This window comes from Microcoleus sp. S36b_A4, assembly GCF_036700645.1.
GTDB lineage: Bacteria > Cyanobacteriota > Cyanobacteriia > Cyanobacteriales > Microcoleaceae > Microcoleus.
On sequence record NZ_JAUBPI010000073.1, the window covers coordinates 1 to 20,703 of the forward strand.

The window sequence follows — 20,703 nt, forward strand, 5'->3', positions numbered from 1 at the left end:
CTAATTTAGGATGATTGCATTTACGTCATACAGCCTAGTTACACAAAGGCTTTAATTGTTTTTGGAGATGTCTATTATAGACTAAGGTTTGGTGACTCCAGAGGAGAAAACTACTGCGATAATTTTTCCAAACTTCTTTTAATACAGGATAAATGATATTTTCACAAATGGCGATTTCCGAGTTGTCAAATACTCCCTCATTGAAAATCAATTCTAATTCATTCCTAAAAACGTCGCTGACTGCAAATTCTGTTTCGACAATGAAATTATCCCGCAGGCAATTAATTTGGAATTCTTTGGCGACTGCGCTGATACTTTTATAATTACTAAAAGGCATTGCTTAACTTCTCTCAGTAGGGGTGAGGTGCGCCGAGGCGCACCCTAGAGATAGAGTTTGTGCGAATGAAAAAATGATTAATAACTAAGAAATAAGCCGCCTAAAATTAGCCCGATCGCAATTAACGCCACCCAGATAAACGTATTATCTTTCGTATTAACCTGACTCAAATCTACAGGCTCTGGTACGACTGGCTTGGGTTTAGCGTACTTGATATCAGCGTTGGGATTAGCTTGAAAACTGATTGATTGATTTTCATCTAAAGCTGCCAAATCAGGGATTTTCACCATCCATTCAGGAGGGATAGTGAGTTTGGGAGCTTCGAGAATGAACAGCAAGCGCTTTGCTTGTTGGCGGGTTTCTTGGCGAGGATGGCGGGTGAGCTGGCGGCAAAGCTCGATCGCCCTTTCTGTGTTGCCAGAGGCTTCGTAGGCTGTCACTAGCCACATCTGCACCTCACCGCCCAACCGGGAATTTCGATCGACTAAACCGGTAGCTGTTTCTAAACTCTGCACAGCTTGAGCATACCGGCCACTCTCAAAAGCTACTTGCCCAGCTTGGTACTCAGTTTGAACAATTTCTAACTTTTCTGAAGTCACGAGCACCCACCCAATTCACAAATATTACTTCCCAAATTCCCCAAACGCTAGAATTCGCTGTTGTGTTGCGACATACCCGACTCGTTGTCGCGTTTGGAACCCAGCAAGTCTAAATGGTCTACCTTAATTACGGGCTTCGAGCGATTTGAACCGGTGTTGCGGTCTTGCCAGCGATCGAACTTCAAAGAGCCTGTTACGCCAATTAGAGAGCCTTTGCGAACGTAGTCAGCAGCAATCTGCGCTGTTTTGCCCCAGATTTCCAGATTGAACCAGTCTGGTTGATCGCTGTTCTTAGTTCTGCGGTTCACTGCCAGCGTCAAACTACACTTAACTGTACCCGACTCAAAATACTTAACGTCCGGGTCGCCGCCGACGCGGCCTACTAAAGTCACAACATTAAGACTCATAAACTTTTTTGGGAATGTGGTCGATCGGTGATGTAGTTAAACAGTCCACACGCGCATTAGCCTCCAAACTGAACTTGGAACAACGCTTATGAGGCTTCATCCTGATTGTACACCGAGTTAGGAGAACATATTGATGGTGGATGATTGGCAAGTCTGCGCTCAACCTGAGCTCGACAATGTACATTTCTGACTAGACTCAGGATGAAAAACGTAATAGAATCCACCTCGGTTACACTTTTGTAACAACATTATTGCACACAATAGTATTTTAGTTTTTGGGGGGGGTACGAATCAGTGGGTCTTCTCAATCGATTTTCGTTATCTAGAGATATGGGTATCGACCTCGGTACTGCTAACACGCTCGTTTATGTATCGGGCAAAGGTATTGTTCTGCAGGAACCTTCTGTAGTGGCGATCGACCAAGATTTAAAAATACCGCTGGCTGTTGGAGAAGAAGCAAAAAAAATGCTCGGCCGCACGCCAGGGAATGTCATAGCACTGCGCCCGCTTCGCGACGGGGTAATTGCAGACTTCGATACGGCGGAACTGATGCTGAAGACTTTTATCCGCAGGGTTCACGAAGGCCGAAGCTTAGTTTCGCCTCGGATAATTATTGGCATCCCCAGCGGTGTCACCGGAGTTGAGAGGCGTGCTGTCATTGAGGCGGCGACTCAGGCCGGTGCTAGAGAAGTACGGTTAATTGATGAACCCATCGCTGCAGCGATCGGGGCTGGACTGCCTGTTGCTGAGGCGACTGGCAATATGATTATAGATATAGGCGGAGGTACGACGGAAGTTGCGGTTTTGAGTTTGCAAGGTACGGTGATCAGTGAGTCTGTGCGGGTAGCCGGCGACGAACTCAATGAGGCGATCGTCCAATACATGAAAAAAGTTCACAATTTGGTCATCGGCGAACGCACTGCTGAAGAAATTAAGATTCAGGTTGGTTCTGCATATCCAACTCCAGAGGATGACGATGTAATGATGGAAGTGCGGGGCTTGCACTTACTGTCTGGTTTGCCACGAACTGTTACTATCAAAGGCCCAGAAATTCGCGAAAGTATGTCGGAACCGCTTTCAGTAATTGTGGAAGCTGTCAAGCGTACTTTGGAACGCACCCCCCCGGAATTAGCAGCAGATATTATTGACAGGGGAATTATGCTGGCTGGTGGTGGCGCGCTGATGAAAGGTTTAGATACTCTGATCAGTCACGAAACAGGAATTGTCACTCACGTGGCAGCAGATCCGCTGTGCTGCGTGGTTTTGGGAACTGGTAGGGTATTGGAAAACAAACAGTTGGAACGGGTTTTCAGCGGGCAGTCTTCGCGTAATATGTAGTTAAACAATTTGGGATTGTGGATTTAGAAATACGGCTGCAATCTCAAATCTAAAATCCTGACTTAACAATTTTAGATTAGTGAAATTATGCTAAAAAATACATTCCGAAAGTGGTGGGATCTGCGGCTGCAAATTGCTCTTCTAGGTTTAGCTGTAACTGCCGCTTGGGGAGTTAGACAAACACAAGGTGCTGCAGTATTTGAAGTTTACAATTGGGTGACTCGTCCGTTTCACGCCAACGGCTCTGGGCAAGAGGAACTTATCTCGGCGCGCACTCAAGAATTGCAAGCGCAGTTATTAGAATTAGAAAATCAAAATCAGAAGCTAAAAGAGCTTTTAGGTTATGTTTCGGCTAAGAAACCAGCAGGGATTGTAGCTCCTATTGTCGGTCGCAGCGCCGACCACTGGTGGCAGCAAGTAACCTTGGGGCGCGGCAGTAACGATGGCATCAAAACAGATTTTACTGTGATGGGCCCCGGCGGTTTAGTAGGCAGGGTTGTCAGCGTTACTCCTAATACTAGCTTAGTGCTGTTAGTCAGCGACGCTACGAGTCAATTGGGTGTGGGAATTACCCGCAGTCGCCACATGGGTTTTATGCGCGGGAAAGGCGGAAATCAGGCTGTCATGGAGTTTTTTGAGAATGTTCCCAATGTCAAGCCTGGGGATGTGGTTTCAACTTCTTCTTACAGTCAGTTGTTCCCTCCTGGTTTGCCTGTGGGAAAAGTGGTTTCGGTGGATATGAATAAAACTCCGGCTCCTGAAGCTGTGGTTGAGTTTTCTGCACCGATGAATGCTCTGGAGTGGGCTGTGGTTTACCCGCACTCTAAGCAAGCCGAACCGAAGGATTCGCCGAGTCAATCTTCAGCAGCATCTGAGGGAGCACAGCAACAATGAAAGCTTTATCTCGGATGTCTTCGCGAGCGCGCCCATTTCTCAACTTCGCAGTTACATTTCTATCTGTGATGCTGTGCATACTGATATTGCCCACTCGGATGCCGGGAATGGAATTGCTGGGAATTGGACCGAACTGGCTGTTAATTTGGTTGGTAGCTTGGAGTATTAAGCGGAAACGTACAGTTTGGGGAGCTGCTAGCATGGGCTTGGTTTTGGGGTTTCTTCAAGATGCGATGACGGCTCCTCATCCCAGCCACGCTGTGAGTCTAGTTGTTGTAGGAGTCTTAACAGTTGTTTTACAGAAAACCTGGTCGATTCCGGCAGATATTGTTGAGAGAGATCCGATTCCGATCGCGTTAATTGTATTTGGGATGGCGGTGGTAGCGGAAACGGTGATGGGGCTGCAATTTTTTGCTATGGGCGATCGGGCTTTACTGGAAATTTGGAGCTATCACCAGCGAGTGGCTTTGTGTTCTGCTATTCTTAGCAGTCTTTGGGCTCCGGTGATTTATTTTCCGCTCAATCGCTTGTGGGAAATGACCAGGAATGTAGAAAAACCTTAGTCATTACTCATTACTCATTAGTCATCATTCATCAGTTAACAGTCAACAGTTAAGTGTAGTCATTCTACTATTAGTTGTTGACCAGAACCTAATAAGTGATGAACGGCAATAATCAAGTCGCTGAGAATTAAATTAGGCTGATGCTTTTGCAGTTGATAGCGACTGCGAATTCCGCAGGTAACGGCAATTGTAGGTATTCCCAATGCTTTTCCTGCGAGGATGTCTGCTTCTGTATCTCCGATCATCCAAGCCGAACCCAGCGATGACTCAAATTCTTCTGCCACTTCAGCCAACAATTCAGTTTTTAAGGCTGTATAGTTGTGATAGGCGGCATCCGCCATCTGAGTTCCGCGAATGCTGGTAAACAGTCTGGCTAAACCGTAATTTTGTAACAGTTGAACGGCTTGATTTCTCGGCCGCAGGGTGACTAAAATCAGCCGCACGCCGCGGGAGTGCAGAAGTCCGATCGCCCATTGCACCCCCGGCTGGATGCGATCTAAGTGCAACAAGTCTGGTTGATTGACAAGGTGACTCACGCATCCTAGAAAAACGTGAATTTCTTCTCCCGACAAGCCGGAACTTTTGGCTATTTCAGCATCGGGCACTCGGTTTTGTTTCATTTGCCAAAACTGCTGTTTGCTGAGGATTTGAAGGTTGAGGTTGATTCCCCGCTCGAGATAAGCTGCTTGAGTATCGGCCAATCCCTGTTGATAGGTGGCATAGTAGCGATCGGACACATCGACTATGGGCCCGTCTAAATCGCAAAATACCGTCATCCGGGGGGACGACTCAGCCTCTGATGGTAGCTTGTACTGAAGGTTTTCGGAGTCTTGGGCGACAGCAGTTAACATAAAACGTTAAGTAAATCTAGGGAGTTATACATTTCTTGACTGTAGCAAAAAATGTATAAGTTATAATACATAAATTTTAATGCTTTTATTAAAAAAACCTATGATTTTTTTGAGGATGGGGTTCAATAAAGGCGATCGAGCCTGCGCGTAGATAAATTCAAGGGAAAAAGTGATTTTTGTGGCTGTTAATATGTGCTTTAGCCATTAAAGTTTAGAATTAAGTTTTTAGTCTTGTGTAATTTACCCATGCTCAAACAAAGCGATTTTGTTAGGAATTCGGACACTAATCGAGTAGAGGTGCTGTCCGAAGCACTGCCTTACATTCAACACTTTGCCGGTCGCACCATAGTGGTCAAATATGGCGGTGCGGCGATGAAAGATAGCAATCTCAAAGACAAGGTGGTTCGAGATATTGTGCTGCTAGCTTGCGTGGGGATGCGTCCGGTTGTGGTTCACGGCGGCGGCCCGGAAATTAATATTTGGCTGGAAAAACTGGGAATTGAGCCGCAATTCAAGGATGGTTTGAGAGTGACTGATGCGGCGACAATGGAAGTTGTAGAAATGGTTTTAGTGGGGAAAGTAAATAAGGAAATTGTTTCCTTAATCAACCAAGCTGGCGGCAAAGCAGTAGGATTATGTGGCAAGGATGCCAATCTGATTCAAGCTCGTCCAGATGGCCGCGAGGGAATTGGATTTGTGGGTGAAGTCAGCGGGGTGAAAATCCAGATTTTGGAGTCTTTGGTGAACAGCGGTTATATTCCGGTGGTGTCGAGCGTGGCAGCGGATGAAAAAGGTCAATCTTACAACATTAATGCTGACACGGTGGCTGGGGAAATTGCGGCTGGTTTGGGAGCGGAAAAGTTGATTTTGATGACTGATACTGCGGGAATTTTAGAGGATTATCACAAGCCGGATAGTCTGATTGCTAAGTTAGATATTCAAGAAGCAAGAGAGTTGGTTGAGTCGGGAGTTGTCTCTGGGGGGATGATTCCGAAAGTTAATTGTTGTGTGCGGAGTTTGGCTCAGGGTGTGAAGGGTGCTCACATTATTGACGGTCGAATTCCTCATGCTTTGCTGCAAGAAATATTTACGGATGCGGGGATTGGGTCGATGATTGTGGCTTCTGAGTTTAGCAGCGCGAACTTAAGGCCGAAGTAATGTGTAAATCCTAGCGTGGGGAGGGCGGGTGCGTGAAAGGTGTAAACTCGCTGCGATTGCGTATATCCTAACTAAACCTGCCCCTAAAAACCTTGAGAATGTACTTCGGGGAAATTACTTCAACTAATTCTAACCGTTGTTGAATTTCAGCTTTTCTGAAACTATAATAAAATACTTTAGAGTTTTGGATGCTGTTGCGCTTCTTAAGCCGATTTCAAATACGCGATTAGCGCTAAGTACTGTAGTTTAGACTAAAAAATGAGCGCAGCTAAAAGTAGCGACCTTTGAATCTCAGGCAAACTGTTGCTTAAAAACTCAAGAGGGAGAAGATTAAATGGCTAACCTTGAAGACTTTTTACGTCGAGAAACCCGTTTTTTGACAGTGGGATAGCACGGGGCATTGGTACGTACCTTTCCTTTTTCCCAACCGGGGGATTTTCCCCTATGTTTAGGGATTTTAGTAGGAGTACCAATGTCAACTAAAAGCGACAACATGGATTGGGCAACAGGCCCAGGAGTTAAATTGATAGTAGCAGATTGCCAAGGAAGTCTATTCTCAATTACTAAATCTTGTGCCAGCCAGAGTTGCCAACTCATCAACGGCATTAAATCACTCCAACGCTCAGATTGTTCAGGAGTTCTCAATTTAGGCAATGTCCAATGCAATCTTTGCTTCGCAAACCGATACCAATGATCGACTCCAAAGCGTCGTAAATATTTGAACCAAACAGTTTCGCTTGGGTAGAGTTCGTTCTCCAACCCAAGCCAACCATAAGGGTGGAAACGGTTGACCATTTGACATGGGCTTCATTCTTAAGGGCCCGGATTAAATTGACTTTTTGTCCAGGGGCACGATAAAAATGTAAGTCAATCCATTGTCTGACTCGGACTTGTCCCAAATCGGGATGTTCATCAATTTCAATCGCAGTATCAGCTTCGAGCCATGTAGTTGGGTCGTTGAGTCTCATTTTTTGCCCGTGTTTCCGTGGTCTACCGCAGCCACTATATGCTGGTGGTGCTGACCATAAGCAGGCATTCTTTCGGACTCTCATTAAACAATCAGCAAGAATGGAAGCTTGCGCTAACGCTAATACCCAAGTTGCATTGCCATATTCGGGCGTCTAAGACTGCTAAAACTGGGTTGACGCTCTGTTCACAGACAAGTTTAAGTTGGGAAGCTGCTTGAAGTATGGGTGAAGACCCACTACTAATTCTTTCATGGAGTAGGGGTAATGCCCAACTTCCTTGTGCTTCAGGTATCCACGCAATTGTACTTTATCCCTGTCCAACAATGGAGCCCCTCTGATATTCATGGGTTCTGTCTTTTAATGTTTTGGCATCTGGTCTCCTCCATGCAGTGTGGTCGATTGCCACTAATATGTGTTCTGTTGGGGGTGCTTCTTTCTGTAATTGCTCCAGATACAACTCCATCAGTTTTTTTCGGTCTGGTCTACAGTCTTGTAACGCTTCATAGACGCTTGGCCATTGACGCTTGAATAATGGATTGAGTGAAAATTCCGCTAAACATGACGCATTCGGAGTGGTCATCACTGCATCCATGAGCTCTCTTGTTGCATCTTTCGCCAGCACCAATAACTCGTATGCTGCTTGACGAAAGTCCTTTAATCGTTCACTGTTCATTTAAGGAGTGGATAGGTTTTATTTTTCACCCTCATTCTCTCCTGGCGCGGTGGCTCTAGTTCTTCTTTTGCCACCGTTCTCATCTTTGGTTAGTCTAAACTACAGTGTATTAGGAATTGCAGCAAATATTGCGGGTAAAACCCACGTCTACAACCACTGACTAAAAACTAAATAATTTAGCTATGAACAGTACCGTCGGGTAAGATTGTACCTGTTAATGTAGTCCGGGTAAGTTTGACCATAACTCGATCGCCGTAACCGATTTTCGCTCCTGTTAAGTCAGCACCGCTCAAGTCAGCACCGCTCAAATCGGCTCCGATTAAGTTGGTTTCTCTCAAGTTGGCATTGATCAAACAAGCTCCTAACAAATTAGCCCGGAACAAGTTAGCTTGATGCAAATTCGCGCCTGTGAGATTGACGTTGTGTAGAAAAGCATCACTTAAGTCGGCTTCACTCAGGTTTGCATTGCTCAAGTTTCTCCCTGAAAAATCCTTTTCTTTTAAGGAAGCTCCTTTGAAGTTGGAACCGCTCAAATCGGGAGCTTGCGGCCCAGCTTGGCGGTAAGACTGAGATGGCGGTGGCTGCGATTGGTAGCGGGACGCCTCGGAATAGGGCCCTGCAGGGTTTCCCCCATAGTTTCCCGCATAATTTCCAGGATATTTTCCTGAAGAGGGTTCAGAAGAGTACCGCGGTTCTTTTGGGTTGGCCGGTGGTGGCTGAGTGTTTTGGTGCTGGGTGTTTGGATATTGAGTATTTCTGTACTGAGCGTTTTGGTATTGAGCGTTTTGTTGCTGAGCGTTTTGTTGCTGAGTGTTTCTGTACTGAGTATTTTGTTGCTGAGCGTTTTGTTGCTGAGTGTTTCTGTACTGAGTATTTTGTTGCTGAGCGTTTTGTTGCTGGGTAGTTTGTTGCTGAGTATTTTGTTGCTGAGCGTTTTGTTGCTGGGTAGTTTGTTGCTGAGTGTTTCTGTACTGAGCGTTTTGTTGCTGAGTAGTTTGTTGCTGAGTGTTTCTGTACTGAGCGTTTTGTTGCTGAGTATTTTGTTGCTGAGTGTTTCTGTACTGAGCGTTTTGTTGCTGAGTAGTTTGTTGCTGGGTATGTTTGTGCTGGGTGTTTTGTTGCTGGGTGTGTTTGTGCTGAGTATGTTTGTGCTGAACGTTCTGATTCTGACCTCTTGGTTGAATCGATCGCAATTGTTCGCGAGCTTGATTAATTTCCTTAATCTTCTCTTCAGCTTTCTGTAGTAGTCTGGGATTGTCTTTGGGGATGCGATCGGGGTGCCAAATGAACGCTAAATCCTTGTAGGCTTGGCTAATTTCTTCTCTGGAAGCTCCCGGCAACAGTCCCAGCACTTTATAGTATTGGTCGAGGTCGTTCATTGTACCACCTTTCGCTTTAAGAAATTAGAAATTAAAAATTAAGATCGGAGCAAAAGCCGTTCTCAAAGCTTGCGTGTCCGATCGTACATTAGATGAACAATAACTCAGCTAAGCCGCTGCTGGCAAAAAGTCTCGAATTCGCTGCAAGTATGTTGCGGCATCCTCCAGCATGGGAAAGTGAGCCGTATTCGGAATTATAACAAATTCTACTTTTTTGCTGAGGGAGGCTGCTTGCTCTCCCATGGTGGCGGGAATAATTTGGTCAAATTCTCCGGCCACAAGCAGTGTGGGAACACTCAGCCGCGCAAATTCTTGGGGCATTTCCTCGGCTGCTCTTTTACTGACTGCCGTCACCATTGTACCGATAGCAGCTTGCTCGTCTGCCATTAAAAAATCCTTTAGAAACGCCAGACTGACCTCTGTGGGCAGGGAACGGCGCAAAAACCGGGCCATAAATAGCCGATCGGCAAACGGGATGGATGCCAGCCAAGAGGGTCTAAATTTTACCACATAGCCACCGAATTTGTGAAAAGTTGTAAAAGATTTTTCGTCGTATTCAAAAATGCCACTGCAAGTGAGAATTGCTTTTTCTACTTTTTCGGGGTAAAGGTTGAGAAATAAAGTAGCAATTGATGCTCCTGTGGAGTGAGCATTGAGAAAGACGCGGCTTAAATTCAGAGATTCTAATAATTCAGCTAAATCGCGGGCGTAGGTTTCGAGTTCGTAGCTGGACTCAGGAGGCTCTTTTGGCAAGGGCGATCGACCAAAACCTCTCATATCGTAGAGCAAACAATCAAAATCATCAGCAATAGCCCGTGCCGTGCTTTCCCAGTAGCGCGCTGATCCCGCCCAGCCGTGCAGGAATACCATCACTGGTTTCCCGCTAGGTTGGGAACTGTTATCTGCCGTTATCCACTCGTAATAATGTTCTACACCGCGAATTGAAATGAAAGACATGATATTGATTTGGGATTTTTAGATTTTAGATTTTAGATTTTAACTCATAATTGTTCAGTAAATACCCAAATTCCCGACTTCTTTAAGAAGTCAGGAATTTCAAGACTACATCCATCAAAAAAATCTGCGTTACTCTGGGTCAATCCGCCCACATCTGCGGTCAAAAATTACCAACATAAAAACTAATCATAAATCTTAAGCAGCAGAAGCAGCCAACCAAAATAAACCATCTACCAAAAGCGTGCTTAACACTGCTCCGCTGAAAGCGCGCCAGTGAAGTTCTCGATCGCGCAAACTCAGCAAACCGACTGTTAGCAACACAGCGATTAAAACGAGAGCCCAACCTATGCCCCAAGGAGTTTCAATTTGACCAATCGCACTTTGAAAAATCGGCATAGCTAATTCCGGTTCCGCGTGCATCACTTGGCGCCAGTAGGGCATCAAGCCTGTTAAGTAAAAATATAAATCAGTAATGGCAGTGCCAAATAGCGAACCAAAGTAAAAATAGCTGCCAACTTTTCCCCAAGATTTGCCCAAGCACCAAATAGCAAAAGGCAAGCCAATTGCTTCTATAGGTAGATGTAAAATTGGTTCCCATCTAAACCAGCCCCAATAGATAGAACCTGCCAGCCAGCATCCGGCAAATCCTAATAATAAATCTCCCCAAAGTTGGGTTTTGGGGCGGAAAATTAGAATTAAACTCAGAACGAACCAGGGGATAGTTGATAGCAAACTGATGGTTGGATATAACCGAACTAACGGTGCTTGCACGAAGACTGGAATTGAGACTAAAAATGCTGAGGCGCTAAATATCAACCACTGTTTGATGCTGTTTGTTGTGGCTGAAGAGACAGAATTGTCAAGGCGGGCGATGGTGGCAATAGGTGCGATCGCTGAGGATACTAAATTTAGATTAAACAACTGATTGAACTCCGTATTGTTTCAATAGGTGGACTAAAAATTTTGCTGCGGTTGTGGGTGCGACAGTCTCAATGCCGCCGGCGGTTTGGCTGACGTGCCAGCCTTTTGCCGTTTGGGGAGCTCGCCATAAATCCAAATGTTCGATCGCGGGATCTGCATAAAAGCTTTCTCCACCGCCACCGAGAATTGCTGAACTCCAGTGCGTAAAGCGATCGTGGCTGATTCGGTGGATGGGAAAATTGCCCCCCAGGGGTACTCCCCAACCATCTAAGGCAAAAAAAGCCCCGACTTTGCCGCCAAGTTGCTGCCACATCCAAGCCGCCCCGATCGCCCCGGCTACTCCTGCCGAAAAGCTGACAAATACTAGACTTTCTCCTCCTAACTCTTCGCTGCACAAAAAGTGGAATATGTCAAGAGCTGAAAAAGGCGGGTATTTATGAGCGGGAAAAATCTTGACACGATCGACTATTTGCTGGTTTTGGCGATCGGCTGCCAGTCCCCAAAGCCCCGAAAGTCCCGTCAGGAAACAGTCGGTTAGCTTTGGTTCGTGGACTCCGGGGCAAATTACCAGTCTCATAGTTCGTCAAGAAAGTTAATATAGTTCGCAACATAACTTTATCATATAGCTACTATATCATATACTACCCCAGGGGATAGGGTGTTAAACTTATAATAGAGTCAAGTTTGAAGAGTATCCCCCCAAGTTAAATGCTGGGAACGCTCCAAACGGCATTAATCTGAGGCAAGGTCAGGGAGTCTTAAGAAAACATGAAACTTATCCCCCCCTGCCCCATCTCCTGTCAAGCTTAGCAAAGGCTGATTCTAGTTTTAAGCTGTTCTGTATTTAGATTTAACTTTTCCGGCGGCGTCGAAGCTGACCCCACAAAAGCTTAAAGAAACAGGATTGTGAAAATTAGAGGCCTGCCAGCTTAGCTGCCCTACGAATTTTGGGTCAGGGTCAATCGATTTTGGATTTTAGATTTGAGATTTTAGATTGACCCCACGGATAAATGCGGAGGCTTGAGGATTTTCGATTTGCGATTGATTCCACGGATAAATCACGTGGCGGGTACCATCAAGAAATTCTTGGTCAAAAAACCTACTTAGGACTGATGCTCATCAATCCGGTTTCTAGGATAAATAAGAGGTTTGACCGGGAAGTATGGGCGCAGAAATCGGGAATCAGCCCCGCGCACGTCAGTCGTGCGATCGCACACAAGGAAAAATCTCCGATTCTCCCTTCATCCTGCCTGGATCTCTTAGAATAAATAAAATTGAGGAATACAAAGTGGTTGCTTCTCCAGAAAAAATCGAGTACAAAACATCTGCAGCACCCGCAAGTAACGATCGCGTTGCTGTATTGCTGATGGGTTACGGCGAAGTCGAAAGCTACGACGATTTTGCCAACTACAACGAACAAGCTTTAAATTTGCTTACGGCAAAGTTTGCGCCAGTACCGCTTTGGATTTATCCGCCGCTGGCGAAGATTTTAGCAATCTTTGACTTGCACGAGTGGAGTCACCAACACGGTCAATTCGTTTCGCCGCACAATGCAATTTTTGAACAGCAGCGCGCTGGGATTGAAAAGAATTTACAGGAGAAATGGGGCGATAAAGTAAAAGTGTTCAAAGCTTTTAACTTTTGCGCGCCATTTTTGCCGGAACAAGTAATTCCGCAAATTCAAGCAGAAGGATTTGACAAAATTCTGATTTATCCGCTGTTGGTAGTTGATTCTGTTTTCACCAGTGGCATTGCAGTCGAACAGGTGAATAAAGCTTTAGCACAAACCTTTGATGGTAAGGAACATTGGGTAAAAGGACAGCGCTACATTCCTTCTTTTTACGATGAACCTGCTTACATCCAGCTAATGGCGGATTTGGTTGAAGAGGAAATTAAGAACGATTTAGCTGTAGCGCATTTGCCTTCTCAGATTGGGATTGTGCTGATGAATCACGGTTGTCCGCACAAGGCGAAGGGCTTTACTTCGGGTATTGTGGAAAGTCAAGCTTTGTACGATCGCGTGCGGGAACGTTTGATGTATCGCTATCCTTTGATTTCGGTGGGTTGGCTGAACCACGACACGCCGCTGATTGAATGGACGCAGCCGGATGCGACGTTGGCTGCGAAGAATTTGATCGATTTGGGTGCAACTGCGATCGTCTTTATGCCGATCGGATTTGCCACAGAAAATCACGAAACTTTGTTAGATGTAGACCACATTATTGAGTCTTTGCAGAAACAGCGTCAAGGAGTTACTTACCGCAAATTGCCTTGCGTGAATGACCATCCAGAGTTTCTGAAAATGGCGGCTGAGTGGGCAAATCCACAGATTGAAGCGTTGTTGAGTGAAACTGCGGTTGCTGTTAATCCGAGTTTGGCTGCGGCGCAGCGCGAGCACAGTCATTCTCATGAAGGGCACGGTCATTCTCATGGGGGACACGGGCATTCTCATGGTGATCACGGGCATTCTCATGGGGATCATGGGCATTCTCATGGCGGGCACGGGCACAGTCATTAATTAATTGAGTTAAAAAGTCGATCGTCCCTTGCTTTTTTTAGAGAAGGGGCGATTTGCTTTATTATTGAGAGAGCGATCGCAATTTTTGAAAAAAGTATGAAGAAAAAAGTTCTCCACTTTGTTAAAAGCCAGGTATTACCAACCGTTGTTTATTGCTGGAATGTTGGAGGAAGAATACCTGATTTAAATCAACCTCATTGGTCTGTTGATATAGACTCTAATCCTTATAGAATCTACTGTGAATAGATGGCTAATGTTGCCAAATCGTCTCGTGGCTTTACTTATGATGAAGCAGAAAAATGGTTATCTGAAACTTTGATTAAATTAGACTTAAATCGATTTCCTCAATGATTAATTTTGATTGATAAATCAGGTTTCTGAAGACAAAACTGCCAAAAACTGCACAGTTATCGACATCAGACTTATTAAAAGCCCTACAATCATTGGATATACTGTTATTCCGGGATGCGGAAAAGCATGGTAAATTCCCCTCATACTCACCAAATTGTCTGAATAGTGGTTAACGCTTGAATTTTCGCGTCGCGGGTGACTAAGGGAAGACTCAAGGATAAAGCAGTAGCGGCAATAATTCTGTCTGGCATATCAGGCACTATATCGCGGGGAATCTGACGCAGAGTTTGTGCTGTTATTAAATCCAGAGAGGCTATTTCTAACCCAGTCCCCGAATCAGATAAAGCATTAATTAACTGCCGAAAAGCCTCTTCGGGCAATCGATACCTTTCCACTAAATAGCCTATTTCTACCACAGAAATCGCCGATACATAAATCAGAGAGCCTTCTGCTAATGCTGCATCCAAAGCATTCATTGCGGTTGGCGATAATCGAGCAGTCTCCCGCAAATACCAGATAATTGTATGAGTGTCGGCGACAACGGCTGTCATTAAATATCCTCTCTTGGAACATCTTCCCACATTTCTTTTCTAGCTTGGGCAATATCTTCTTCCGTGATATTGATATCTAAATTAGCCCACATTCCTTTGACGCTTTTTAGGGATCGTTTAAGAAGAGTTTTTTGTTGAAGAAATTCAGCAAAATCTAAAACTTCTTGCTGCCGTTCCGGGGGCAATGCTCGCAACTTATCTAAAACTGCTTGCTCTAAATTCATCGTTTATTTTCCTCCGTAATTACTCCAAAATAATCGTCACGCCTTTGCTTGGAAAATCTAAAAAATGTTTTTTCAACCTGACTATTTTGTATTTAACGGTAATTTACTGGCATCCGAGTACCCTCTGCTTTTAGTATATAACCAATTTATTCTGAAAAGTACCATCCATAGCGTTCATATTCGTCGCCTCCGAAATCTAGGATAACATCACTGTTTAACCTGAGATCTGGCATAATTGTCAATAAGCCTTTGATGGGTGTCCTAAAAACCCACCGCACAATAAAATTTAACTATTGTGGAACAGGCCGGAAAGCCTGCTTTTGAGAATAGTTTAAAATGTGGGTTTAACTAGACATACTCTTGATTTGAGAAGAATCCTTAAGCTAGAGACTATACTAATTGATTTGCGATCGCCCCAACCAACTTATCCATCTCCGCCTCAGTTGTAAAATAGTGAACACAAGCCCGCACACAATCAGGATTAAGAATAGTCCTTACCATAATTCCCTCTTTCTCCAACAAATCGACAAGCTTTTTGTGCGGCATCCCATTAGTTAATCGAAACGAAACCAAACCAGCTTCCGGCGCAGATTTCCGCAAACATTCCACATCGGGAAGTTCCGACAAACGCTGCCAGAGATACTTACTCAAACGGCAGATTTCTGAATACCTTTCCTCGATCGTACCCCATTCATGTTGCAGGGCGATCGCACTCCGCAAACCCGCATACAAAGGATAAGCCGAAGTCGCAATTTCATAGCGCTGCGATCCAGGCTTCCAGCCAAGGACTTTAGCATTAGCATCCGTCACAATTCCCCGCCAACCGATAAACACCGGATGCAAATCTGCCAAAGCTTCAGCGCTCACATAAAGTCCGCCCAAACCTTCCGGGCCGCACCACCATTTGTGACCAGTAAAAGCATAAAAGTCAACCCCCGATTCAATCAAATTCAAAGGCAAAACCCCCACAGATTGAGCCGCATCAACTAACACCCTAACTTTGTGCTTCTTTGCAGAAAAATCCTCTTGTCTCCCCCCTTGAATCAGGGAAAAATCCTCTTGCCTATCCCCTTGAATCAGGGAAAAATCCTCTTGTCCCCCCCCTTGGCAAGGGGGGGTTAGGGGGGGTTCATGACATACTTTCACAATCTCAGCCAGAGGCAAAACTTGGCCAGTATTCCACAAAATGTGACTGATTACCAACAAGCGAGTATTTGGCCGCAAACTATCAGCAATCACCGCCACCGGATCACCTTCATTCAAAGTAGCCGCCAACGGACAAACCGAAACCTCAATGTTGAAACGGCGCTGAAGTTCCATTACACTAGCTACAATGCCGGGGTGTTCGCAGTCAGAAAGCAGCAAATGGTCGCCTGCTTTCCAGTCAATGCCCCACAGCGCAATATTGCAGCCGACGGTGACATCTTCAGTTAGGGCGATGGTTTCAGGAGGTACAGCCAACTCAGATGCGATCGCACGTCGCGTCAGCATCGCCTCCTGAACCACCCAAGCCCCCACTTCCGCCGAAAACGGCCCCCCAAGCTGCACCCGTTTGTAAGCCTCATAAATCACCCCTAAAGCAGGCTCAGGCAGCGGTCCTTGTCCGCCGTAGTTAAAATAAGCTTTATTGGCCAAAGCTGGGAATTGTTGGCGGTGATTGTCCTTTGTCATTTTTTTTGGGGAATTATTGATAGCGTTAATATTGAATAACTAATGCTGTGAATTTTATACCTTTTGCCGGATACTCTATGCCTTGCGAATACTAAATGTTAATAACTGACAAACTGCTACTTTCCTATCAACGATGCAATCTCCGAGCTTTTTTAGACACCTGCGGAGACTGGAAACAACTAGATCCCCCCAGCGACTTTTTGCTGAAACTGATGCGCGACAGCGCGACATACCAGCAGCAAGCTTTGGAACACGAGACTTACCAACAACCATATTATCCTAGAGGGGATTGGGAAGCCGGCGCGGCCGCTACATTGAGTTTAATGCAGCAAGGGGTCGATCGCATTTACCGAGGAGTTCTGATCCAGGGCGAATTCGGCAAAACCAACGCCGCAACAACTTCTGTGGTAGGAATTGACAGTCAATATTTCCCAGAATTTGGCGAAATCCCCGAAACTCCCGTTCATCTTTCATCCTCCAATCTTCACTCTTCCAACATTACCCTGATCAGCCGCCCCCATTTATTAATCAAACAGCCGGGACAATCAAAATTTGGCAATTGGAGTTATATTACTGCGGATATTTGGCTTAGCAAGCGACCAAAACAAGAGTATCAAATTATCGCAGCTTTTCACGCCCAAGTTTTAGCTTCCGTACAGGAAACAATGCCCGAGGCTGCGTGGCTGATGCTGCGAAAAAAAGGGTGGTGGCAGGTGAATCTCGACCAGCGAACTCCTCAGATGTTCGAGATTTTAGACAACTGCCTTCAGATGATAGAAAATCGGGATAAACCAGAGGTGTTCATTTCCCGGCAAAAGTGCAATCTTTGCGGTTGGTATACTATCTGTCACGCCGAAGCCGAATCTATTAAACATCTTTCCTTATTGCCGGGAGTTACTGCCAGCCGCTATGCTAGACTAAAAACTCTCGAAATTACTGATGTAGAAGCTCTCGCTAATGCTAGTTCCAAACTGCTGGCTGAGTATCCCGAATTCCCGGACAGAGTTGCTTTTGATGTGGTGCAGCAAGCTCAATCGCACTTGCTAAATCAACCGCTGTTGCGGGAAGAAGGAAGTTCGGCAACGGATTTTGTAACGGATGTAACGGATGTCAGGAAGAAGGAAGAAGGAAGAGGGAAGAAGGAAGAAGGAAGGCACGACACGGATTTTGACGCGGATACACTGATTAACGATCGAGAAGAACGTAGAAGTGAGAATTCAGAAGAAATTAACTCATCTGAAATAGTACCAGATATTGTAGACAATATCTTGAATGACATCGCAGTTGAGGAAGTAAAAATTAGAGAAAATAAACCTGCGATATCTTCTATACCTGCGCCAATTCTCCGCAAGAAACCAATTCCCTATTCCCAATCAGTCTTTTTGCCGATCGCCCCAATCGAACTCTACTTTGATATTGAAGCGGAACCAGAGTTAAACTTAGATTACCTCCACGGAGTCTTAGTGGTTGATAGGTACAACAATACGGAAAAATTCCACGGTTTTTTAGCAGAATCAGCAGCAGAGGAAGGTGCAATCTGGCAGCAATTTTTAGAATTAATGTGGGCTTATCCCATTGCTCCGATTTTCCACTTTTGCGACTACGAAGTCAAGACTTTTAAGCGACTGGCTAAACTTTACAATACTCCCGCTTATTTGTGGAAACCTGTGCTGAAACGGTTTGTAGATATTCACAAACAAGTGACACAAAAAGCGATTATGCCCGTGGAAAGTTACGCACTTAAACCAATTGCCCGCTGGCTGGGTTTTGACTGGCGAGATGCTAAGGCTAATGGTGCTCAGTGCGTCTGCTGGTACGACGATTGGCTCAAAACTGGCGATCGATCGCTCTTGGAGGCGATCGTCCGCTACAATGAGGACGACTGTCGTGCTACTTATGTGGTTAAAGATTGGTTGACCAATTTTTTGCTGAATCATGAGCCGTGATTTTTAGATTTAATGAACCGCGAAGACGCGAAGGGCGCGAAGGAAGAAAGGGAAGAGGAAGATAGGTAATAATGTATTTATTGGTAAAATGCGAAAGTTAGCAAAAGCAACTATATTTATTGTCTGTTTTTTGATGGCAGCAAGTGTTGCTATTTGGGTAAACCAGTCAGCTCAATCTTTCGCCGTTACGAAAATAGATTTTATCGGCAGAGCAATATTTCCTACAGGTTCTCCGTTTCAGGGTACGGAAATTGGCGGACTATCGAGCATTACTTATGATGCCGAGAAACAAGTTTATTATGCCATTTCTGATGACCGCAGCAGCAAGGCTCCGGCGCGCTTCTATACTCTCAAAATCAACTTGCAATCGGGTAAACTGGAAAAAGAGCAAATTACTTTTACTGGTGTGACTACTTTATTAGATGAAAAGGGCAAAGGTTTTCCTGAATTAAGTTTAGATCCCGAAGGGATAGCTTTTACGGGCAATAGCGTGTTTGTTTCTTCTGAGGGAGATGTCGATCGCCAAATAAATCCTTTTATCAAAGAGTTCTCCATCGATGGTAAACTCCTGAAAACGCTGGCAATTCCTGAACTATTTTTGCCGGATGACAAAGGCACTAAAGGCATCCGCAACAATCTATCATTTGAAAGTTTAACTTTAACGCCCGATCGCAAATACCTATTCACCGCTACCGAAAACGCCTTGGTTCAAGATGGCGCCGTAGCTTCCCTGGAAACCGGGACTCCGTGCCGGATTTTGCGCTACGATGCGGTGAGTGGCAATCCAGAAGCATCGTTTCTCTACATCACCGAACCGCTACCCGCTGGTGCGAATCCTGTGGGAAAATTAACTAGCAACGGTTTAGTGGATTTGTTGGCGATCGACGATAACCGCTTGCTGAGTTTAGAGCGTGCTTTCTCCCTGGAAACCGGCACAACTATCAGAATTTTTGAGATTTCTCTGGAAAAGAGCGATCGTATAGAAGCACTCGAAAGCCTCAAAAGCCGTCTCAGCGAGGTTTCTCCCGCTCAAAAACGCCTGCTGCTGGATTTGGAAACCCTGAAAATTCCCCTAGACAACATTGAGGGGTTGACATTTGGCCCCGTCCTGGCGGATGCTAGCAGAGGTCTGATTTTGGTGAGCGACAACAACTTCAGTCCCCTGCAAGAGACTCAAATTTTGGGCTTCCAAATAAAAGTTCAACAAACCTCTTGACAAAAGGTGAAGTGATAGGCATAATAGAAATTGTGCCTGAAAAAACGGCAAAACGAGGGACAGTAGTTCAATTGGTTAGAGCACCGCCCTGTCACGGCGGAAGTTGCGGGTTCGAGCCCCGTCTGTCCCGTTCTCTCGTAGTCAAGCTTTTAAACTTTGATTGTTTTGATTGGATCTAGTACTGATGTAGTTTGCGCTCAAAATGCGACCACTGCGTAAGATTTTTCCTAAAAAGCAAGGAAAAGGAAATGGCATCCGTTTTAGATTGACTGTTGGGGGCAAGATTTCCTTTTGACCCTTTGCCCGTTTGATTAACTCCCAGCAGCGCTCAAAGGTGCGAGGAAATAAAGGGTCGGGCGATCTGATATGTCAAAACTAGGACTATCGGCACGAGGATCGGAATAGCAACTAGCAATCCCCATTTGCCAAACCTAAGTTTTTGACCGTCGGATTTGAACAGGAAAATCACAGCGGCAATTCCCATAAGTATCCAGAGACCGCCGAAGCCCATGAAGACTGTATAGCCTGCATCTTGCATTTTTTTTGACCTTTAATATGTAGTCTATCTTTAATGTTAGTTGCAGCCTGTTTCTGCTGACATCTTCTGATAGATCGATCGCACTTATTAAATATGACTCATTTCGAGTTTGGTTGGCAGCGGCCCTGACTTGGGCACTCGATCCGCTGAGTTCGATCGCTCATAATAGTTGCTAAATCCGGCCTTCCCGTCAGCTTCAACCGCCAGTCAGCCCAAATTCCGTACAGCCAATTGGCGATCGCCCCGATCACTGGTAACTTAGTAACTGCATAAATCCATCCCATCCCTAAAATCTCGTAGGTGCGACGAAAAACCTCCACATTTTTAATTGCCGTACCGTCGGGTAATATCGCATGAATCCGACCCATCGCTGTTTCGTAGTCGATTCCGCCGTGGGCCTCCGGGTTGTAGCCATCATCCGCGATATCCACAAACGACACTAAACCTCGCCCCGCGTCGCGTTTTTTCAAGAAATTAACCTCCCGCACGCACAGAGGACATTCACCGTCGTACAGTAACTCAATCTGCCAAGCAGGCGCAACAGACTTGGGTGAGGGCGCAACAGATTCGGAAAACTCGGTTTTAGTAGCAGACATAGGGAAATATATTTTAATGTCGTCGATCGCACACAAACATTTTACAA

General features: G+C 45.3%; 23 protein-coding genes and 1 tRNA gene. 8 read left to right on the forward strand and 16 right to left on the reverse strand.

The genetic code is table 11. From position 1 onward, the window contains the following. Positions 1–34: 34 nt before the first annotated feature. The 3 genes from QUA03_RS20685 to QUA03_RS20695 form a co-directional block, all read right to left on the reverse strand. A complete protein-coding gene (locus QUA03_RS20685; protein ID WP_333214516.1) occupies positions 35–337 on the reverse strand; it encodes a hypothetical protein in 303 nt (100 codons plus the stop codon). Positions 338–414: 77 nt separating this feature from the next. Next, positions 415–936, reverse strand: a complete 522-nt coding sequence (locus tag QUA03_RS20690) for a tetratricopeptide repeat protein (protein ID WP_333214517.1) — start codon at positions 934–936, stop codon at positions 415–417. A 47-nt stretch (positions 937–983) separates the two neighbouring features. Next, on the reverse strand, positions 984–1,343 hold the full coding sequence (locus tag QUA03_RS20695) for a single-stranded DNA-binding protein (RefSeq protein WP_190663675.1): 360 nt from the start codon (positions 1,341–1,343) through the stop codon (positions 984–986). Between the two features lie 330 nt (positions 1,344–1,673). Between QUA03_RS20695 and QUA03_RS20700 the strand changes: the two genes are divergently transcribed. From QUA03_RS20700 to mreD, 3 genes are all read left to right on the forward strand, one after another. Beyond that, the gene (locus tag QUA03_RS20700) at positions 1,674–2,681 is read left to right on the forward strand and encodes a rod shape-determining protein (protein WP_006632285.1); all 1,008 of its coding nucleotides are present in this window, start codon (positions 1,674–1,676) and stop codon (positions 2,679–2,681) included. Between the two features lie 87 nt (positions 2,682–2,768). Then, positions 2,769–3,575: a rod shape-determining protein MreC gene (mreC, locus tag QUA03_RS20705; protein WP_333214518.1), complete on the forward strand. Its 807-nt coding sequence runs from the start codon at positions 2,769–2,771 to the stop codon at positions 3,573–3,575. Next, a complete protein-coding gene (gene mreD, locus QUA03_RS20710; RefSeq protein ID WP_333214520.1) occupies positions 3,572–4,138 on the forward strand; it encodes a rod shape-determining protein MreD in 567 nt (188 codons plus the stop codon). The genes mreC and mreD overlap by 4 nt, the downstream gene beginning before the upstream one ends. Positions 4,139–4,197: 59 nt before the next feature. Here mreD and QUA03_RS20715 read toward each other — a convergent pair whose 3' ends face one another. After that, positions 4,198–4,989: an HAD family hydrolase gene (locus QUA03_RS20715; RefSeq protein ID WP_333214522.1), complete on the reverse strand. Its 792-nt coding sequence runs from the start codon at positions 4,987–4,989 to the stop codon at positions 4,198–4,200. A 246-nt stretch (positions 4,990–5,235) separates the two neighbouring features. On the opposite strand from QUA03_RS20715, the gene argB reads away from it, so the two are divergent. Further along, on the forward strand, positions 5,236–6,147 hold the full coding sequence (gene argB / locus QUA03_RS20720; protein ID WP_333106273.1) for an acetylglutamate kinase: 912 nt from the start codon (positions 5,236–5,238) through the stop codon (positions 6,145–6,147). A gap of 330 nt (positions 6,148–6,477) precedes the next feature. Here argB and QUA03_RS20725 read toward each other — a convergent pair whose 3' ends face one another. The 7 genes from QUA03_RS20725 to QUA03_RS20755 form a co-directional block, all read right to left on the reverse strand. Beyond that, positions 6,478–6,753: a hypothetical protein gene (locus QUA03_RS20725; RefSeq protein WP_333214524.1), complete on the reverse strand. Its 276-nt coding sequence runs from the start codon at positions 6,751–6,753 to the stop codon at positions 6,478–6,480. 35 nt (positions 6,754–6,788) lie between these two features. Further along, positions 6,789–7,115: a hypothetical protein gene (locus tag QUA03_RS20730; protein ID WP_333214526.1), complete on the reverse strand. Its 327-nt coding sequence runs from the start codon at positions 7,113–7,115 to the stop codon at positions 6,789–6,791. Positions 7,116–7,422: 307 nt separating this feature from the next. Further along, complete coding sequence (locus QUA03_RS20735; RefSeq protein ID WP_333214528.1) at positions 7,423–7,788, reverse strand: hypothetical protein; 366 nt, start codon at positions 7,786–7,788, stop codon at positions 7,423–7,425. A gap of 176 nt (positions 7,789–7,964) precedes the next feature. Continuing rightward, positions 7,965–9,167, reverse strand: coding sequence for a pentapeptide repeat-containing protein (locus tag QUA03_RS20740; protein WP_333214530.1), 1,203 nt, complete (start codon positions 9,165–9,167; stop codon positions 7,965–7,967). Between the two features lie 108 nt (positions 9,168–9,275). Next, a complete protein-coding gene (locus QUA03_RS20745; protein WP_333214532.1) occupies positions 9,276–10,124 on the reverse strand; it encodes an alpha/beta hydrolase in 849 nt (282 codons plus the stop codon). Between the two features lie 195 nt (positions 10,125–10,319). Continuing rightward, complete coding sequence (locus tag QUA03_RS20750) at positions 10,320–11,045, reverse strand: DUF3120 domain-containing protein (RefSeq protein WP_333214534.1); 726 nt, start codon at positions 11,043–11,045, stop codon at positions 10,320–10,322. Continuing rightward, complete coding sequence (locus QUA03_RS20755) at positions 11,038–11,622, reverse strand: hypothetical protein (RefSeq protein WP_333214536.1); 585 nt, start codon at positions 11,620–11,622, stop codon at positions 11,038–11,040. Before QUA03_RS20755 ends, QUA03_RS20750 begins: the two co-directional genes overlap by 8 nt. Before the next feature lie 711 nt (positions 11,623–12,333). Between QUA03_RS20755 and QUA03_RS20760 the strand changes: the two genes are divergently transcribed. Next, complete coding sequence (locus QUA03_RS20760) at positions 12,334–13,563, forward strand: ferrochelatase (protein WP_333214560.1); 1,230 nt, start codon at positions 12,334–12,336, stop codon at positions 13,561–13,563. A gap of 497 nt (positions 13,564–14,060) precedes the next feature. On the opposite strand, the gene QUA03_RS20765 is transcribed toward QUA03_RS20760, so the two are convergent. From QUA03_RS20765 to QUA03_RS20775, 3 genes are all read right to left on the reverse strand, one after another. Continuing rightward, the gene (locus QUA03_RS20765; protein WP_333214538.1) at positions 14,061–14,465 is read right to left on the reverse strand and encodes a type II toxin-antitoxin system VapC family toxin; all 405 of its coding nucleotides are present in this window, start codon (positions 14,463–14,465) and stop codon (positions 14,061–14,063) included. After that, the gene (locus tag QUA03_RS20770; RefSeq protein ID WP_333214540.1) at positions 14,465–14,689 is read right to left on the reverse strand and encodes a DUF2281 domain-containing protein; all 225 of its coding nucleotides are present in this window, start codon (positions 14,687–14,689) and stop codon (positions 14,465–14,467) included. Before QUA03_RS20770 ends, QUA03_RS20765 begins: the two co-directional genes overlap by 1 nt. Before the next feature lie 390 nt (positions 14,690–15,079). Further along, positions 15,080–16,360: an aminotransferase class V-fold PLP-dependent enzyme gene (locus QUA03_RS20775; protein WP_333214542.1), complete on the reverse strand. Its 1,281-nt coding sequence runs from the start codon at positions 16,358–16,360 to the stop codon at positions 15,080–15,082. Between the two features lie 95 nt (positions 16,361–16,455). Here QUA03_RS20775 and QUA03_RS20780 point away from each other — a divergent pair, with 95 nt between their 5' ends. The 3 genes from QUA03_RS20780 (at position 16,456) to QUA03_RS20790 (ending at position 19,652) form a co-directional block, all read left to right on the forward strand. Then, complete coding sequence (locus tag QUA03_RS20780) at positions 16,456–18,306, forward strand: TM0106 family RecB-like putative nuclease (RefSeq protein ID WP_333214544.1); 1,851 nt, start codon at positions 16,456–16,458, stop codon at positions 18,304–18,306. A gap of 88 nt (positions 18,307–18,394) precedes the next feature. Continuing rightward, the gene (locus QUA03_RS20785; RefSeq protein WP_333214546.1) at positions 18,395–19,522 is read left to right on the forward strand and encodes an esterase-like activity of phytase family protein; all 1,128 of its coding nucleotides are present in this window, start codon (positions 18,395–18,397) and stop codon (positions 19,520–19,522) included. 56 nt (positions 19,523–19,578) lie between these two features. After that, positions 19,579–19,652 (forward strand) — tRNA-Asp (locus QUA03_RS20790). A gap of 198 nt (positions 19,653–19,850) precedes the next feature. On the opposite strand, the gene QUA03_RS20795 is transcribed toward QUA03_RS20790, so the two are convergent. Together QUA03_RS20795 and QUA03_RS20800 are read right to left on the reverse strand one after the other, a co-directional pair. Further along, positions 19,851–20,060, reverse strand: a complete 210-nt coding sequence (locus tag QUA03_RS20795; RefSeq protein ID WP_006632034.1) for a hypothetical protein — start codon at positions 20,058–20,060, stop codon at positions 19,851–19,853. Between the two features lie 98 nt (positions 20,061–20,158). Beyond that, positions 20,159–20,656 carry a DUF393 domain-containing protein gene (locus QUA03_RS20800; RefSeq protein WP_333214548.1) on the reverse strand — a complete coding sequence of 166 codons (498 nt, stop codon included), beginning with the start codon at positions 20,654–20,656 and terminating at the stop codon, positions 20,159–20,161. Positions 20,657–20,703: the final 47 nt, after the last annotated feature.

Bases quoted from the DNA above. Each gene is read 5' to 3' on its own strand.
- QUA03_RS20685 (WP_333214516.1), bottom strand. From the start codon at position 337: ATGCCTTTTAGTAATTATAAAAGTATCAGCGCAGTCGCCAAAGAATTC.
- QUA03_RS20695 (WP_190663675.1), bottom strand. From the start codon at position 1,343: ATGAGTCTTAATGTTGTGACTTTAGTAGGCCGCGTCGGCGGCGACCCG.
- QUA03_RS20700 (WP_006632285.1), top strand. From the start codon at position 1,674: ATGGGTATCGACCTCGGTACTGCTAACACGCTCGTTTATGTATCGGGC.
- mreC (WP_333214518.1), top strand. From the start codon at position 2,769: ATGCTAAAAAATACATTCCGAAAGTGGTGGGATCTGCGGCTGCAAATT.
- mreD (WP_333214520.1), top strand. From the start codon at position 3,572: ATGAAAGCTTTATCTCGGATGTCTTCGCGAGCGCGCCCATTTCTCAAC.
- QUA03_RS20715 (WP_333214522.1), bottom strand. From the start codon at position 4,989: ATGTTAACTGCTGTCGCCCAAGACTCCGAAAACCTTCAGTACAAGCTA.
- argB (WP_333106273.1), top strand. From the start codon at position 5,236: ATGCTCAAACAAAGCGATTTTGTTAGGAATTCGGACACTAATCGAGTA.
- QUA03_RS20725 (WP_333214524.1), bottom strand. From the start codon at position 6,753: ATGCCGTTGATGAGTTGGCAACTCTGGCTGGCACAAGATTTAGTAATT.
- QUA03_RS20730 (WP_333214526.1), bottom strand. From the start codon at position 7,115: ATGAGACTCAACGACCCAACTACATGGCTCGAAGCTGATACTGCGATT.
- QUA03_RS20735 (WP_333214528.1), bottom strand. From the start codon at position 7,788: ATGAACAGTGAACGATTAAAGGACTTTCGTCAAGCAGCATACGAGTTA.
- QUA03_RS20740 (WP_333214530.1), bottom strand. From the start codon at position 9,167: ATGAACGACCTCGACCAATACTATAAAGTGCTGGGACTGTTGCCGGGA.
- QUA03_RS20745 (WP_333214532.1), bottom strand. From the start codon at position 10,124: ATGTCTTTCATTTCAATTCGCGGTGTAGAACATTATTACGAGTGGATA.
- QUA03_RS20755 (WP_333214536.1), bottom strand. From the start codon at position 11,622: ATGAGACTGGTAATTTGCCCCGGAGTCCACGAACCAAAGCTAACCGAC.
- QUA03_RS20765 (WP_333214538.1), bottom strand. From the start codon at position 14,465: ATGACAGCCGTTGTCGCCGACACTCATACAATTATCTGGTATTTGCGG.
- QUA03_RS20770 (WP_333214540.1), bottom strand. From the start codon at position 14,689: ATGAATTTAGAGCAAGCAGTTTTAGATAAGTTGCGAGCATTGCCCCCG.
- QUA03_RS20775 (WP_333214542.1), bottom strand. From the start codon at position 16,360: ATGACAAAGGACAATCACCGCCAACAATTCCCAGCTTTGGCCAATAAA.
- QUA03_RS20780 (WP_333214544.1), top strand. From the start codon at position 16,456: ATGTTAATAACTGACAAACTGCTACTTTCCTATCAACGATGCAATCTC.
- QUA03_RS20785 (WP_333214546.1), top strand. From the start codon at position 18,395: ATGCGAAAGTTAGCAAAAGCAACTATATTTATTGTCTGTTTTTTGATG.
- QUA03_RS20795 (WP_006632034.1), bottom strand. From the start codon at position 20,060: ATGCAAGATGCAGGCTATACAGTCTTCATGGGCTTCGGCGGTCTCTGG.
- QUA03_RS20800 (WP_333214548.1), bottom strand. From the start codon at position 20,656: ATGTCTGCTACTAAAACCGAGTTTTCCGAATCTGTTGCGCCCTCACCC.